The organism is Mesosutterella multiformis (genome assembly GCF_003402575.1).
GTDB classification, from domain to species: Bacteria; Pseudomonadota; Gammaproteobacteria; order Burkholderiales; family Burkholderiaceae_F; genus Mesosutterella; species Mesosutterella multiformis.
The window spans coordinates 713,116-725,815 of the sequence record NZ_BGZJ01000001.1 but is presented as its reverse complement, the minus strand read 5'-3'; the positions used below and the strand labels follow the sequence as shown (position 1 = coordinate 725,815).

Below are 12,700 nucleotides of genomic sequence, written 5' to 3'. Positions count from 1 at the left end.
GGAGTCCTTGCTTAAAAAAGATGCATCAGCGGATCGGAGGCGAGATCAGGATGCCGCCCTTCGTCCAGAGCCGGTTGAGACCGCGGCTGAGGCCAAGAGGAGTCTTCGGCCCGAGATTCGCTTCAAAGGATTCGCCGTAGTTGCCGACCTGCTTGATGATCCGGTAAGACCACTGTTTATCCAGACCAATCATGCGCCCGAGATCCTCTTCAAGCCCAAGAAGGCGGCGGACATTCGGATTCTTGCTGGAGCGGAGAGAATCCGCGTTTTTCTGCGTGATACCCAGTTCCTCGGCTTCCACCATCGTGTAGAAGGACCAGCGGACGATCTGGAACCAGTCGTCGTCACCGCGGCGGATTGCCATGCCGAGAGGTTCCTTCGAGATGGTTTCAGGAAGAATCACATAGTCGTTCGGGTTCTTCGCGCGGAGTCTTGCTCCAGCGAGGTCCGAGCGGTCCGTGGTGTAGGCCTGGCAGCGGCCGGAAATGAACGCGCCCTGGGTTGCCTCCGTGGTGCTGAAGACAACGGGCTTGTACTTGATGTTATTGGCGCGGGCAAAGTCAGCGAGGTTCTTTTCGCTTGAAGTGCCGGTCTGAACGCAGATCGTGGCGCTATTCAGCTGCTTCGCGGAATGGATCTTGTACTTCTTCGGCACCATGAAGCCCTGGCCGTCGAGATAGTCCATCGCGACGAAAACGGAGCCCTGTGAGGCATCGCGGGACATTGACCAGGTTGTATTGCGGGCGAGGATATCAATCTGCCCGGACTGCAGGGCGGTGAAGCGCTGCTCAGAGGAGAGCGGCACGAATTTCACCTTATTCGCGTCCTTCAGGACGGCCGCGGCAACCGCGCGGCAGATATCGACATCGAGCCCCTTCCAGTGCCCGCGGCTGTCAGCTCCCGAGAATCCGGGCGCGGCGGTATTCACACCGCAGACCACCATGCCGCGGCTCTTCACGGCATTCAGCGTCCGGCCTGCCTGAGCGGGAATGGCCCAGGTTGCTGCAACCGCGGCGAGGGCCGCCGCGGCGATCAACTTCTGTTTCCTGTTCATGCTTCTCCCCTTTGCTTTTCTGGCTAAAGCCTGTCAAACGGGCAGCCGGAGCCACCCGGTCATTTTTGTTACAGCCTTGAACAACTCTACCAGAAGAGAAAGGGGTTATTGCACGGAAAACTGCTGAGCTCCCCTGCCGTTGGTCAAAAAAACGCTCAGGATTCAGAGGTTTTCTTCACCGTACGGGTGCGGCGCTTCACGGGAGCGGCTTTTTCTTCCGCTGCCACGGCCGTCTTTCTCACGGCCCTCGTGCGGCTCTTCGCTCCGGCAGCCTTCGGCTCACGCTCCTCGAACTCAAAGCCGACCTTGCCGCCCTTCTGCAGTGCGAGGTAAGCGGAGAATTTCCGGTGCGTCTTATTCGAAACGAACCCCGTCAGGAGATCCGTCTTTCCGGTCTCAAGCAGCTTCTTGATCTGCTCAGGCGCCACCGTCTGCTGAAGGATCACCTTCCCGGTACGGAACGTGCACTTCTTTTCCGTATTCTGGGTGTTCTCACAGGCGTAGGCCATCGGGAGCTCAAACACGCGGCCGCCGCATACCGGGCACTTGCCGATCGGGGTCAGTGTTGAGAAATCCACCGGAGCGGCATTTTCGTCACTCTGGGTCGGATTATCAAACACAAATTCCAGCTTGTAATCAGGGGCTGCCGTCAACTTCAGAACGGCCGAGAACGGCCGGCCCATTTTGCTTACGAACCCCTGCAGGGGACCGATCTGCTTCTTCTCGAGCAGCTCCTCCACTTCCTCGGGCTCAAAGGTGCGGCCGCCCGGGTGCTTGGTGATACTGAAGTCGCAGGACGGATTTGTGCAGGCGTAGCGGCGGAAGTTTTCCACCACTTCACCGCCGCACTTCGGGCAGCGGTGCTTCAGATGAATCGGATTGCTGAGCGGCACGGATTCACCTTCGTACTGCTTCGCCGCGGCCACGATCTTTTCCGTCATATCGCGGATACCGGCCATGAATTCCTCGCGGGAAAGCGACCCCTTCTCGATCTGAGCGAGACGGCTCTCCCATTCGCCGGTCAGTTCCGGTTCCGACAGTTCCTCAATCTTGAGTCCCTTAAGGAGCGCAAGCAGCTCAATGCCCTTCGCGGTCGGACGCAGCTCGCGTCCTTCGCGGATCAGGTACTTCTGCAGAATCAGGCCTTCAATAATGGCCGCGCGGGTAGCCGGCGTGCCGATGCCTTTGTCCTGCATGGCGGAGCGAAGCGCGTCATCCTCGACCATCTTGCCCGCGCCTTCCATGGCGGAGAGCAGCGTGGCTTCCGTGTAACGCGCCGGAGGCTGCGTCACCTTGTCGAGGATATCGATGTCGCCGGTCTTCACCGTTTCATTCGGAGTGACGGGCGGAAGCGTATTGGCCGTATCGCCCTGACCGCCGTAAACCTCGCGCCAGCCGGCCTTCGCGAGCACTTTGCCGCGGGTCCGGAACTGATCTTCGCCCACCGTCGTCACGCGGGTCGTTTCATCCACTTCGGCGGACGGATAGAACACCGCCATAAAGCGCTTCGCGATCAGGTCATAGACCTTCGCCTCGACGTCCGAAAGCTTGCTCGGGAGGTGATCCGGCAGCGGCACCAGCGCGAAGTGGTCACTGATCTTCTCGGTATTGAAAATACGGGGGTTCGGCTTCACCCAGCTGTTCTCAAGCGGCTTACGCGCGATGCTGCTGAACTGCGGCAGCTGGCTGAGCAGGTCAAGCGTCTTTTTGGCGTCATCGACGTAATCGGTCGGAAGACATTTCGCGTCGGTTCTCGGGTAGGAGAGAACCTTATGCTTTTCGTAGAGGGACTGGGCGATGGCAAGCGTGGTCTTCGCGGTAAAACCGAAGCGGTTATTCGCTTCACGCTGCAGCGTGGTGAGGTCAAAAAGGGGCGGCGCGGCGTGCTTCACGCGCTTCGACACTTCGGTCACCGTGCCCTCTTTCCCTTCGCAGCGGGCCTTGACGGCCTCAGCCTCAGCCTTATCCCAGATGCGGTCTGACTTCTTCTCGCCGGTCTCATCCTTCTTTGCCTGGGGATCAAACCAGACACCGGTGTAGCTGCCGGACCGGGCGCCGAATGTCGCCTCGACCTGCCAGTAATTCTTCGGCTTGAAAGCCCGGATCTCAGCCTCGCGGTTCACCACGACGGCGAGCGTCGGCGTCTGCACGCGGCCGACCGTCGTAAGGAAGAAACCGCCGTTCTTATTATTGAACGCGGTGAGCGCGCGGGTTCCGTTGATGCCGACCAGCCAGTCAGCCTCAGATCGGCTCTTGGCCGCCTGGGCGAGCGGCTGCATTTCCTCATCGCTTCTCAGATGCGCGAACGCTTCCCGGATCGACCCCGGGGTCATCGACTGAAGCCACAGTCTCTGAATCGGCTGCTTCGCGTGGGTTGCCTGCACGATGTAGCGGAAGATCAGCTCACCTTCGCGTCCCGCATCGCATGCATTGATAAGACCCGTTATGTCCTTACGCTTGATCAGCTTAGCGAGGAGCTTCAGGCGGGAAGCCGTCTTCGTGATCGGCTTCAGCTCGAACTCCGGCGGAATGAGGGGCAGATGGGCAAACGTCCATTTGCCGCGCTTCACATCGTATTTCTCAGGAACAGCAAGCTCCAGCAGATGTCCAACGGCACTCGCCACAACGTACTGATCACCCTCGAAATAATCTCCGGCTTCGGTCTTGATCCGCTCCATGCCGCCGATCACTTTCTGCAGGTCGGTCGCGACGGAGGGTTTTTCAGCGATGATTAGTTTTTTGCCCATAAAGCGCTCAGTAATAAAAGGTCCTTGCTTTTTTCAGCATAACAGTTACAGACACAGCTAGGAACGGAGATCATCCGAGAGCCTCGGGATCCGCTCCGACAGTCCCCGGATCTCGCCAGCGATGTCCTGTACGCTTTCAACTAGCCTCGCCCCGCTGCGGATCAGCCGGTTGGGGCCCTTGGAAAGCGGCAGGTGAATGTTACCGGGAACCGCGAGAGTGTCCCTCCCGTAGGATCCCGCAGTCTTCGCGACCGGAATCGCCTTGGAGTGAGCCGAGGCTTCCATCAGCAGCACAGCGTCTGCCATCCCGGCGAGATACCGGTACCGGAGTTCGAGCCGCTCCGGGGTCAGGGATTCGCCGATCGGTGTCGCGCTGAGCAGGAGTCCCTGCTTCGCCGTCTTCATCATGATGGGCTTAAGGGACGCCGGGTACACCCGGTTCAGAGGCGAGGCGCAGAGCACCACGGCGGCGCCTGCCGGATCCGCGAGCGCTCCCCGGAGACTTGCGGCCTCAACCCCCTCCATCATGGAGGAGAGAAGCGTGAGTCCCACTTTTTCCAGCGCCGCTCCGAATTCATAAGCGTCCCGCTCTCCCTCGGCGGACGGGTGACGCGTCCCCAGAATGGCAAGCAGCCGTCTTCTGAGCAGCTTCCGGTCCCCGAGTCCGTAAAGCACGAGAGGCGAGCATCCGGTTTCAAAGAGCCCGCGGGGAAAATCCTCATCCGCGATGGAGATTACGAAGGAACCGGAGGTCCGCCGAAGCCAGTCCTCCGTCTTCTCGATCACCTCAGCCTGCTCATCCTCGGGACCTGACGCGATACGGCGGGCGAGTTCATCGGTCACCGCATGCCGAAGCTCACTCAGGCTTGAATCGAGAACCGCTCCGGGGGACCCGAAGTCCCCCAGCAGCCGTACGGCATCCTCAAGCCCCATGTCGGGTACCGTGGAAAAGGTGATCCAGGCGTGAATCTCTTCCTCTGTCATGACGCTCCCAGGCGATGTATCCCACGGGATTTCTCTCAGCCGCGCGGCGGCTTATGATGAAATACCGTTACGTTACAATTGCCACTTATCTTAAAGGTGCGATGCCGTGTGGCACACACCATCCAGCATTATTTATCAGGAGGCCTGTCTTGGCCAAACTCCCCATTGTTATTTATCCGAACCCTGTTCTGGCCGTGAAGTGCGATCCCGTCACGGTGTTTGATGACAAACTCGCGCAGCTTGCGGCCGACATGGCGGAAACGATGTACGCCGCCCCGGGGGTTGGGCTTGCCGCACCGCAGGTGGGACATCCCATCCGCCTGATCACGATTGACGTTTCCGAAGAGAAGGACCAGCTGCTGACGCTCGTCAATCCGGTTATCACGTCAAAGTCTGAAGAAGAAGTTGAGTATGAAGAAGGATGCCTGTCACTGCCCGGCATCTGGGACAAAGTGGTCCGCCCGTCAGAGGTGACCGTGCGCGCCCAGGATCTGAAGGGCAACTTCTTCGAGCGTCACTGTGAAGGGCTTCTCGCGGTCTGTGTGCAGCATGAAATCGATCATCTGGACGGCATCGTCTTTATTGATCATCTGAGCCGTCTGAAGAAAGAGCGCGACCAGAAGAAGCTGCATAAGCTGAAGCTCGCCGCGAAGAAGAAGGCTGAAGAGGACGCCGCGCGGTCCTGATCAGTGTTTCACGGACGAGGCCCGGGAAAAATTCTCGAGCATCAGATGTCCGTATTTCGCGCCAAGCGCGGGGGGCAGATCGTGCCCGAGCCGCGGAATCATCTCAAGGCGGGCCCCGGAAATGAGGTCCGCCGTTTCTTTGCCCGCGCGGGGCGGAAGGAGCTTATCGGAGAGACCGTGAAGGACAAGCGTCGGCACGCGGATTCCCGAGACCTGAGTGCGCCTGTCGCCGCTCTGTAGCAGCGCGAGAAGCTGCCGTCTGAATCCATCCGGGTCCCCAGGGTTCCGGGCCATAAGCCGAACAAGCCGCCGCTTCTCGGCATCAGTTCTCTCGTAACTCACGGATCCCATCGCCCGGATGAAGCGATCCAGCCGCTTCACGCCTTCCGACTCACTCGCCAGCCGCGACTGCGGTCTGATCGTGGCCCAGATCGCGGAAAACTTGCCGAGCCCTGTCCGGGGATTGCCGGTCGCGGAGGACATCGATGTAAGGCTCAGCACCGATTCCGGATACCGGACCGCAAGCACCTGGGCAATCATGCCGCCCATGGATATACCGGCCGCGTGGAAGGTCCGGATACCAAGCCCTGAAGCGAGTCCCACCACGTCAGACGCCATCTCTTCCAGCCCGTAGACACCTGAAACCGGCCGGCGCGTGAGCGTCCTTCCGATGGAACCGAACACCCGTCCCATGGAGACACGGCCCGAACAGCGGGATGACCGCCCGCAGTCGCGGTTATCCATCACCACGACGCCCGCACCTCCTTTCACCAGAGTCTCAATCAGCGTATCGGGCCACATCCAGTGCTGCATCCCTAGCCCGGGGATCAGAAAAACCGTCCCCCCGTCCGAGAGTTTCCCGTACGCTTCATAGTAGAGAGTGACGCCATTGGTCGTTATTGCCGGCATTTTCTACAATAGAACCTAAGTTAACCATTCCATGAGCAGGTAAGCATCCTGGTCTGACATGAAAATTATTTTTGCTGGAACACCTGAATTTGCCGCAACAGCCCTTAAGGGACTGATTGAATCTGAACACGACGTCTGTCTGGTTCTCACACAGCCGGACCGTGCGTCGGGGCGCGGCATGAAGCTCACGCCGAGCGCCGTCAAAGCCCTTGCTTTAGCTCATGATATTCCTGTTGCCACTCCCGTTACGCTCAGCCTGAAAAAAGGCGGCGAAGAGGCACAGAAGGCACAGGATCTGATTGCGGCCCAGAAGGCTGACCTGCTGGTCGTCGCGGCCTACGGGCTTATCCTTCCGCAGTCGGTTCTCGATATGCCGGCGGGCATCGGTCCGGATCACGCCATCAAGGCGGTCAACCTGCACGCGAGCCTTCTCCCCCGCTGGAGAGGCGCGGCTCCGGTGACCCGCGCTATTGAGGCGGGCGATCCTCAGACCGGCGTCACGCTGATGAAAATGGAGGCCGGGCTCGATACGGGACCGATGATTGACACGGTCTACACTGACATCGAGGACACCGACACCACCACGACGCTCACCGAGCGGCTCGCTTCTCTCGGCACCGAACTGCTGCTGAAAGACCTGAAGACGCCCGACGCGCTCACCTTCACGCCTCAGCCGGAGGATGGCGCCAATTACGCCGAAAAAGTGATGAAGTCCGAGGCCCACATTGACTGGGAATCTAGTTCTGGACTCATCTGCCGCCGCATCCGGGCGTTCAATCCCTTCCCGACGTCCACCTCAGTCATTCACGACACGACGATCAAATTCTGGGAGGCCGAATCCGTGAAGCTTGAGACGGATGACGCCGCTCCGGGGTCCATCGTGTCGATTGACGACGGCATCGTTGTTGCCGCCGGCATCGGCGCGATCCGCGCCACGATGCTGCAGAAGCCGGGCAAGGGCCGCATGAACTGGCGACAGTTCCTGCAGAGTTTTCCTTTGAAAGTGGGGGAGACGTTTAAATGAGTTCTGCAAACTTAGCAACAGTTTTCCTGCATTCGCTCGATATCCAGCAGGCGATGATGGAGGGGCACAGCCTTGACCACGCGCTTGAGCGGGATCTGAAGAATGTGGAAGATCCCGTGCTGCGGGCTGCCATTCAGGCGGTCTCCTACGATACGGTCCGTCATCTGGCGGCCTCCTGGAAGGTAATCGAACACTTCGCGAACCGTCCTCCCGCGCAGCCCGTCACGGCGCTGCTCGAAACCGCGATTGCCCGCATGATCGAGCATCCGGATAAGGACTTCGTCACGGTGGATCAGGCGGTCAAAGCCGCCCGCGAGAATCCCTCGACCCGCCCGAGCGCAGGCTTCATCAACGCGATTCTCCGCCGCTTCGGCCGTGAGCGCGACTCCCTGATGGAGTGGCTCGGTGAGCAGGAATCCGTCCGGTTCAATATTCCGGACTGGTGGTACAGCCGCTACAAGAAGTCGATGGGGAAAGCCGCGAAGGATGTGCTTGAGCTGCAGCAGTCAAAGGCTCCCCTGACGCTCTGCGTGAATGCCCGAAAGACGAACGCGGACGCCTATATCGCCGAACTGAAGAAGGCCGGAATCGAAGCCTATCGCTCCGGCATGTACGCCGTCACGCTGAAGGAAGCGCTCCCGGTCCGCGAGATCCCGGGTTTCGCCGAAGGCGTGGTCTCGGTGCAGGATGCCGGCAGCCAGCTGGCGGTTCAGACGCTCGACCCGAAGGACGGGGAGATTGTGCTCGACGCCTGCGCGGCGCCTGGCGGCAAGTCGACCCACATGCTGGAACTCGCTGATATCGAACTCACGGCAGTGGAAATCAGCCCGTCCCGCACTGAAGCGATCCACGAGAACCTGAAGCGCCTCGGACTTGAAGCGACGGTCCGGAACGCCGACGCCGCGGATATCCACTCCTGGTGGGACCGCCGGAAGTTTGACGCGATTCTGCTCGACGCCCCCTGCACGGCGAGCGGTGTCGCGCGGCGTCACCCCGACATCCCCTGGCAGCATGTCGAGCACGATGTCTCCCGGATGTCGCGCACGCAGAAGCAGCTGCTCGAAACGCTCTGGCCCCTGGTGAAGAAGGATGGACGCCTGCTCTACTGCGTCTGCTCTGTCTTCCCGGAAGAAGGCAAGCTGCAGATCGAAAGCTTCCTGCGCCGCCACCCCGAGGCCTACTGCCCCGTGCCGCCCCGCCTCCTCATGCCGCACGAGGATCTGTCGGGCGATTGGACCGAAGAACCGCTGGTGCACGACGGTTATTTCATCGCGCTGATCAAGTACCGCAACAACTAAGCAGGCCCCAATGGCAAACATCGCATCGGTTCTGCAGAGATTCCTTTTCATCCTCGCGGCCGCGCTAACCGCAGCCGCGTGGCCGACCGCGTCCCGCGCGGTTGAAGCAGGTATTTTCTACACTTCAGGAAATCTCACGAAGGAGGCCCCGGGAGAAACTCCCGGGCTCTACCTCAATGCCAACTTTGCCCTGCATTTGCCGACTCAGGCCGAAGAGTCCCTGAAGCGCGGCGTGGCGCTCTACTTCGTCACCGAATTCGAGCTCACGAAAAAGCGCTGGTACTGGACGGATAAGGAAGTGGCCTCCGCCTCCACGACGAAGCGGCTCACCTACAGCCTTCTCACCCGCAAGTATCACCTGGGAGGAAACGGTCTCTCGCTCTCCTTCTCTTCGCTTCAGGATGCTCTGAGTACACTCGCCGCCATCCGGCACTGGAATGTCGCTGGGCCGAGAACGATTTCCGGAAGCTTCCAGGACTATTCAGCCCGTCTCAGGTTCCGGCTTGACCGGGGCCGGCTGCCGCGTCCGCTCCAGCTCGGCGCCGCCGACTGGGATCTCACCTCTGACTGGGTAAGCATTCCGATTTCGCCGTCAGTGGTGTCGCCATGAAGACGGATACTTCCAGAGTTTCCAAGGCCTACCGCCAGATCTTCTTTGCCGTCCCGCTCACTGTCATAGCGCTGGTGGCGCTGCTCGTGATCGCGAGTACCAATTCGAGTCTTCTGGACCGGTACTTCCTCGTGCTCATGGTGCTGAACCTCGTGGCGGCCTCTGTGCTCGTCATCCTGACCGCGTGGCTTTGCATCCGGCTCTTCCTGCAGTGGCGCCGTCATCAGTTCGGCTCTCAGATGACGCTCCGGCTGACGATCCAGATCACGCTGATCGCGGTTCTCCCCTGTCTGCTGCTCTATGCGGTGTCCTCGCGCTTCATCGGCCGCTCCATCGACTCCTGGTTCAATGTCCGGGTGGAACACGCGCTCGACTCGGGCGTCAATCTGTCACGCACGGCACTCGCGAATCTCAGAAAGCAGACCGCGGAACGCGTCAGGATCCTTGGCTACGCGCTTGCTGACCAGCCGCAGTTCGAGTGGAAAATCGATCTCCCCCGGCTCCGCGAACGCTACGGCCTCACGAACGTCATGATTGCGAACGGCAAGGGGGAAATTCTGACGACCGCGTTTACCGGTCCGACGCTGAAAATCCAGATGCCGGCTGCGGAATATCTGTCGGTCGCCCGGCTTCGCGGCTCTTACTCATCGCTGCTTGAAGAGCAGTCCGAGGACGCTTCCGTTTCTGACCCGACAATCCATATCCTCGCGATTGCGCCTATCGCGATCCAGGACTCCGCACTGGGCCTCAGCTGGGAACCCGAGGATCCCGATGCGCCGAAACGCCACACTCAGAAACCGGGGCTCACGCAGCTGAAGCCGAACTCCTACTACCTGGTCGCGCAGGAGCCGCTCCCCGCGGAACTTGAGAAAAATATCTCCTCTGTCACGAATGGCTACCGTGACTATCAGGAACTCGTGCTGAGCCGCGACAGCCTTCGCTCGCTCTTCAAGGCATCACTCACTGTCAGCATGCTGATGGCGGTCCTCGGGGCCTTCATTGCCGCAATCGCCTACGCCCAGATGATGGTGGATCCGCTGCGGCAGCTCGCCCGCGGCACAAGACGCGTTGCCGGAGGCAATCTGAGTCCGATTCATGAATTTTCAGGCAGCGATGAGATCAACATGCTCACGCAGTCCTTTAATGACATGATCGGACAGCTCGCTGAGGCTCAGAAGAAAGTTCAGACGAGAACCGAACAGCTGGAGCAGACGAGCCAGTATCTGGAAAGCGTTCTCTCGAACCTTTCCTCAGGCGTTGTCGTGATTGACCGCGACATGAATATCGTCACCGCGAATGAGGGTGCCGCCCGTATTCTGGGATCTGACATCGCGGCAAAAGATGCCTCGCTCAAGACCGTGGCGCCGCAGATCTGCTCAGTGATCGCGAACCTCCTCACCGAGCCCTCGCACCCGTCTGAGGAGACCAAGGATTTTCACCGTGAAATTGAACTCGCGCGGATCGGATCCCAGACCCCCATTACGCTTTTTGTCCGGGCCTCTCACCTGCATCTCTCGCAGCCCGTGCCGCTTGACGGACTGGTGCTCGTGATCGACGATATGACTCAGGTGATCTCGGGCCAGCGCGCCATGGCCTGGGGCGAAGTTGCGCGGCGCCTCGCTCATGAAATCAAGAACCCGCTCACGCCGATTCAGCTTGCGGCCGAGCGGCTCGAAATGAAGCTCTCCGGTAAACTGAATGAGGCTGATTCCAAGCTGCTGTCGAAGAGCATTTCGACCATCGTGACGCAGGTATCCGCCATGAAGCAGATGGTGGACGACTTCCGCAACTACGCGAAGCTGCCGCCCGCCGTGCTGCTGCCGACAGACCTTAATGCGCTGCTGGATGATGTCGGTGATCTCTACCGTCAGGCCGGGAAACCGGTCACTGTCCGGGTCGATCCATCGATTCCCCGGATCTACGCGGATGAGGCCCAGCTGCGGCAGGTTCTGCACAATCTGGTCAGCAATTCGCTTGATGCCATGTCCGGCCGGACAGATGGCAAAGTGGTGATCTCGACTGAAGCTATGAAGGACGGCGGCAGGATAACCGGCGTTCTTCTGCGGGTGGCCGACAACGGGACCGGGTTCTCGCCCACCATTCTTCACAAGTCCTTCGAGCCGTACATCACAACGAAGGCGACCGGTACAGGTCTCGGACTGCCGATGGTGAAGAAAATCGTGGATGAACACAAGGCGGATATCAAAATCGCCAATCGAACCGATCAGGAAGGCCGTGTCTGCGGTGCACTGGTCACTATCGCATTCAGGGTCAGTCAGGACAGCTGACGCACGGCTTTAAGGAGCAACAGATGGCAAAACTTCTGGTAGTGGACGACGAGGTCGGCATTCGGGAACTGCTCTCGGAGATCCTGGAGGATGAGGGGCACGATGTGCTTACCGCGGAGGATGCCGGTCAGGCAAGAAAGCTGATTGAAGAGAATCCGCTTGACCTGATTCTGCTCGACATCTGGATGCCGGATACGGATGGCGTCACGCTGCTGCGCGAACTTTCCTCCCAGCATCTGATCCACTGCCCGGTCATCATGATGTCCGGACACGCAACGATTGATACAGCCGTGGAAGCGACGAAGTTCGGCGCTTTCGATTTCCTCGAGAAACCGATTTCCATGCAGCGCCTGCTGTCCTCGGTATCGAACGCTCTCGCGCAGGAGACGCCGGCTGACACGGAATCCCGGCAGCAGGATGCTGAGACGCAGTCTGAGCCGTCAGAGGCCAAGGCCGTGATCTACGGCCACAACGGAAACGAGCTCGCCACGATTCCCTTTACGCTGGAGCTCCGGGACGCGCGTGACTCCTTTGAAAAGCTCTATCTGCAAAGCGTACTGGAGGAAGAGAGTTACTCCATGTCGAAGGTGGCTGCCCGGACGGGGCTCGAGAGGACACACCTCTACCGCAAGCTGAAGCAGCTGGAGATCACTCTCCCCGCGAAGGAAAAGACGGCCTAAGGCACGCCCCACATCACCATTTCATTTTCCTCTACCGCGGCTTTCAGAAGCTGAAGCAGAGGATAGGCACGCGCCCCAAGCGGGATATGGGAGCGCTGCACACGGTCCTCCTCCTCGAGTTTCTCCTCTTCATCAAAAAGCGACGCGGGATGCACAGCCTGCGTGCGGAAGGATTCCGCTACACGCTTCGCGCGGGCTTTCCGATCCTCCTCACGCTTCTTGTCGTCAGCCTTCTCGCGGCTGATGGCGCTCTCCAGAATGGCAATCCACTCCTTCGCTTCCTCAGGAGAGATGGCACCGCTTGCCGTGCAGGGACGGCCCAGCACCTTGAAGACCTGCTTCTGGGTGTCTGGCATGAAAAAGAAATCTCCACCCGCCTTGGAATGAAACCGAACTAATGCCATACACTAACCTCTAATT

11 protein-coding genes are annotated in these 12,700 nt (G+C 59.8%); 6 read left to right on the top strand and 5 right to left on the bottom strand.

All coding sequences use genetic code 11. The features are described from left to right. Positions 1 to 25: 25 nt before the first annotated feature. The 3 genes from M4NBBH2_RS03425 to M4NBBH2_RS03415 form a co-directional block, all read right to left on the bottom strand. A complete protein-coding gene (locus tag M4NBBH2_RS03425) occupies positions 26 to 1,054 on the bottom strand; it encodes an amino acid ABC transporter substrate-binding protein (protein ID WP_116269707.1) in 1,029 nt (342 codons plus the stop codon). Positions 1,055 to 1,209: 155 nt separating this feature from the next. Beyond that, positions 1,210 to 3,801, bottom strand: coding sequence for a DNA topoisomerase III (locus tag M4NBBH2_RS03420; protein ID WP_116269706.1), 2,592 nt, complete (start codon positions 3,799 to 3,801; stop codon positions 1,210 to 1,212). Between the two features lie 57 nt (positions 3,802 to 3,858). Then, complete coding sequence (locus tag M4NBBH2_RS03415) at positions 3,859 to 4,785, bottom strand: DNA-processing protein DprA (protein ID WP_116269705.1); 927 nt, start codon at positions 4,783 to 4,785, stop codon at positions 3,859 to 3,861. A gap of 149 nt (positions 4,786 to 4,934) precedes the next feature. Between M4NBBH2_RS03415 and def the strand changes: the two genes are divergently transcribed. Continuing rightward, the gene (gene def, locus M4NBBH2_RS03410; RefSeq protein WP_116269704.1) at positions 4,935 to 5,471 is read left to right on the top strand and encodes a peptide deformylase; all 537 of its coding nucleotides are present in this window, start codon (positions 4,935 to 4,937) and stop codon (positions 5,469 to 5,471) included. On the opposite strand, the gene M4NBBH2_RS03405 is transcribed toward def, so the two are convergent. Then, the gene (locus M4NBBH2_RS03405) at positions 5,472 to 6,380 is read right to left on the bottom strand and encodes an alpha/beta fold hydrolase (RefSeq protein WP_116269703.1); all 909 of its coding nucleotides are present in this window, start codon (positions 6,378 to 6,380) and stop codon (positions 5,472 to 5,474) included. Positions 6,381 to 6,438: 58 nt separating this feature from the next. Here M4NBBH2_RS03405 and fmt point away from each other — a divergent pair, with 58 nt between their 5' ends. The 5 genes from fmt to M4NBBH2_RS03380 are packed head-to-tail and all read left to right on the top strand — an operon-like array spanning position 6,439 to position 12,280. Continuing rightward, complete coding sequence (gene fmt / locus M4NBBH2_RS03400) at positions 6,439 to 7,404, top strand: methionyl-tRNA formyltransferase (protein WP_116269702.1); 966 nt, start codon at positions 6,439 to 6,441, stop codon at positions 7,402 to 7,404. Next, positions 7,401 to 8,702, top strand: a complete 1,302-nt coding sequence (gene rsmB, locus M4NBBH2_RS03395; protein ID WP_116269701.1) for a 16S rRNA (cytosine(967)-C(5))-methyltransferase RsmB — start codon at positions 7,401 to 7,403, stop codon at positions 8,700 to 8,702. The genes fmt and rsmB overlap by 4 nt, the downstream gene beginning before the upstream one ends. A 10-nt stretch (positions 8,703 to 8,712) precedes the next feature. Next, positions 8,713 to 9,312: a DUF4390 domain-containing protein gene (locus M4NBBH2_RS03390; protein ID WP_116269700.1), complete on the top strand. Its 600-nt coding sequence runs from the start codon at positions 8,713 to 8,715 to the stop codon at positions 9,310 to 9,312. Next, positions 9,309 to 11,600, top strand: a complete 2,292-nt coding sequence (locus M4NBBH2_RS03385; protein WP_116269699.1) for a sensor histidine kinase — start codon at positions 9,309 to 9,311, stop codon at positions 11,598 to 11,600. Before M4NBBH2_RS03390 ends, M4NBBH2_RS03385 begins: the two co-directional genes overlap by 4 nt. A gap of 23 nt (positions 11,601 to 11,623) precedes the next feature. Then, positions 11,624 to 12,280 carry a response regulator gene (locus M4NBBH2_RS03380; RefSeq protein WP_116269698.1) on the top strand — a complete coding sequence of 219 codons (657 nt, stop codon included), beginning with the start codon at positions 11,624 to 11,626 and terminating at the stop codon, positions 12,278 to 12,280. Here M4NBBH2_RS03380 and M4NBBH2_RS03375 read toward each other — a convergent pair. Further along, a complete protein-coding gene (locus tag M4NBBH2_RS03375) occupies positions 12,277 to 12,684 on the bottom strand; it encodes a DUF1840 family protein (RefSeq protein ID WP_116269697.1) in 408 nt (135 codons plus the stop codon). The two genes, M4NBBH2_RS03380 and M4NBBH2_RS03375, sit on opposite strands and share 4 nt — an antisense overlap. Between the last annotated feature and the right edge of the window lie 16 nt (positions 12,685 to 12,700).

Bases quoted from the DNA above. Each gene is read 5' to 3' on its own strand.
- M4NBBH2_RS03425 (WP_116269707.1), bottom strand. From the start codon at position 1,054: ATGAACAGGAAACAGAAGTTGATCGCCGCGGCGGCCCTCGCCGCGGTT.
- M4NBBH2_RS03420 (WP_116269706.1), bottom strand. From the start codon at position 3,801: ATGGGCAAAAAACTAATCATCGCTGAAAAACCCTCCGTCGCGACCGAC.
- M4NBBH2_RS03415 (WP_116269705.1), bottom strand. From the start codon at position 4,785: ATGACAGAGGAAGAGATTCACGCCTGGATCACCTTTTCCACGGTACCC.
- M4NBBH2_RS03405 (WP_116269703.1), bottom strand. From the start codon at position 6,380: ATGCCGGCAATAACGACCAATGGCGTCACTCTCTACTATGAAGCGTAC.
- fmt (WP_116269702.1), top strand. From the start codon at position 6,439: ATGAAAATTATTTTTGCTGGAACACCTGAATTTGCCGCAACAGCCCTT.
- rsmB (WP_116269701.1), top strand. From the start codon at position 7,401: ATGAGTTCTGCAAACTTAGCAACAGTTTTCCTGCATTCGCTCGATATC.
- M4NBBH2_RS03390 (WP_116269700.1), top strand. From the start codon at position 8,713: ATGGCAAACATCGCATCGGTTCTGCAGAGATTCCTTTTCATCCTCGCG.
- M4NBBH2_RS03385 (WP_116269699.1), top strand. From the start codon at position 9,309: ATGAAGACGGATACTTCCAGAGTTTCCAAGGCCTACCGCCAGATCTTC.
- M4NBBH2_RS03380 (WP_116269698.1), top strand. From the start codon at position 11,624: ATGGCAAAACTTCTGGTAGTGGACGACGAGGTCGGCATTCGGGAACTG.
- M4NBBH2_RS03375 (WP_116269697.1), bottom strand. From the start codon at position 12,684: ATGGCATTAGTTCGGTTTCATTCCAAGGCGGGTGGAGATTTCTTTTTC.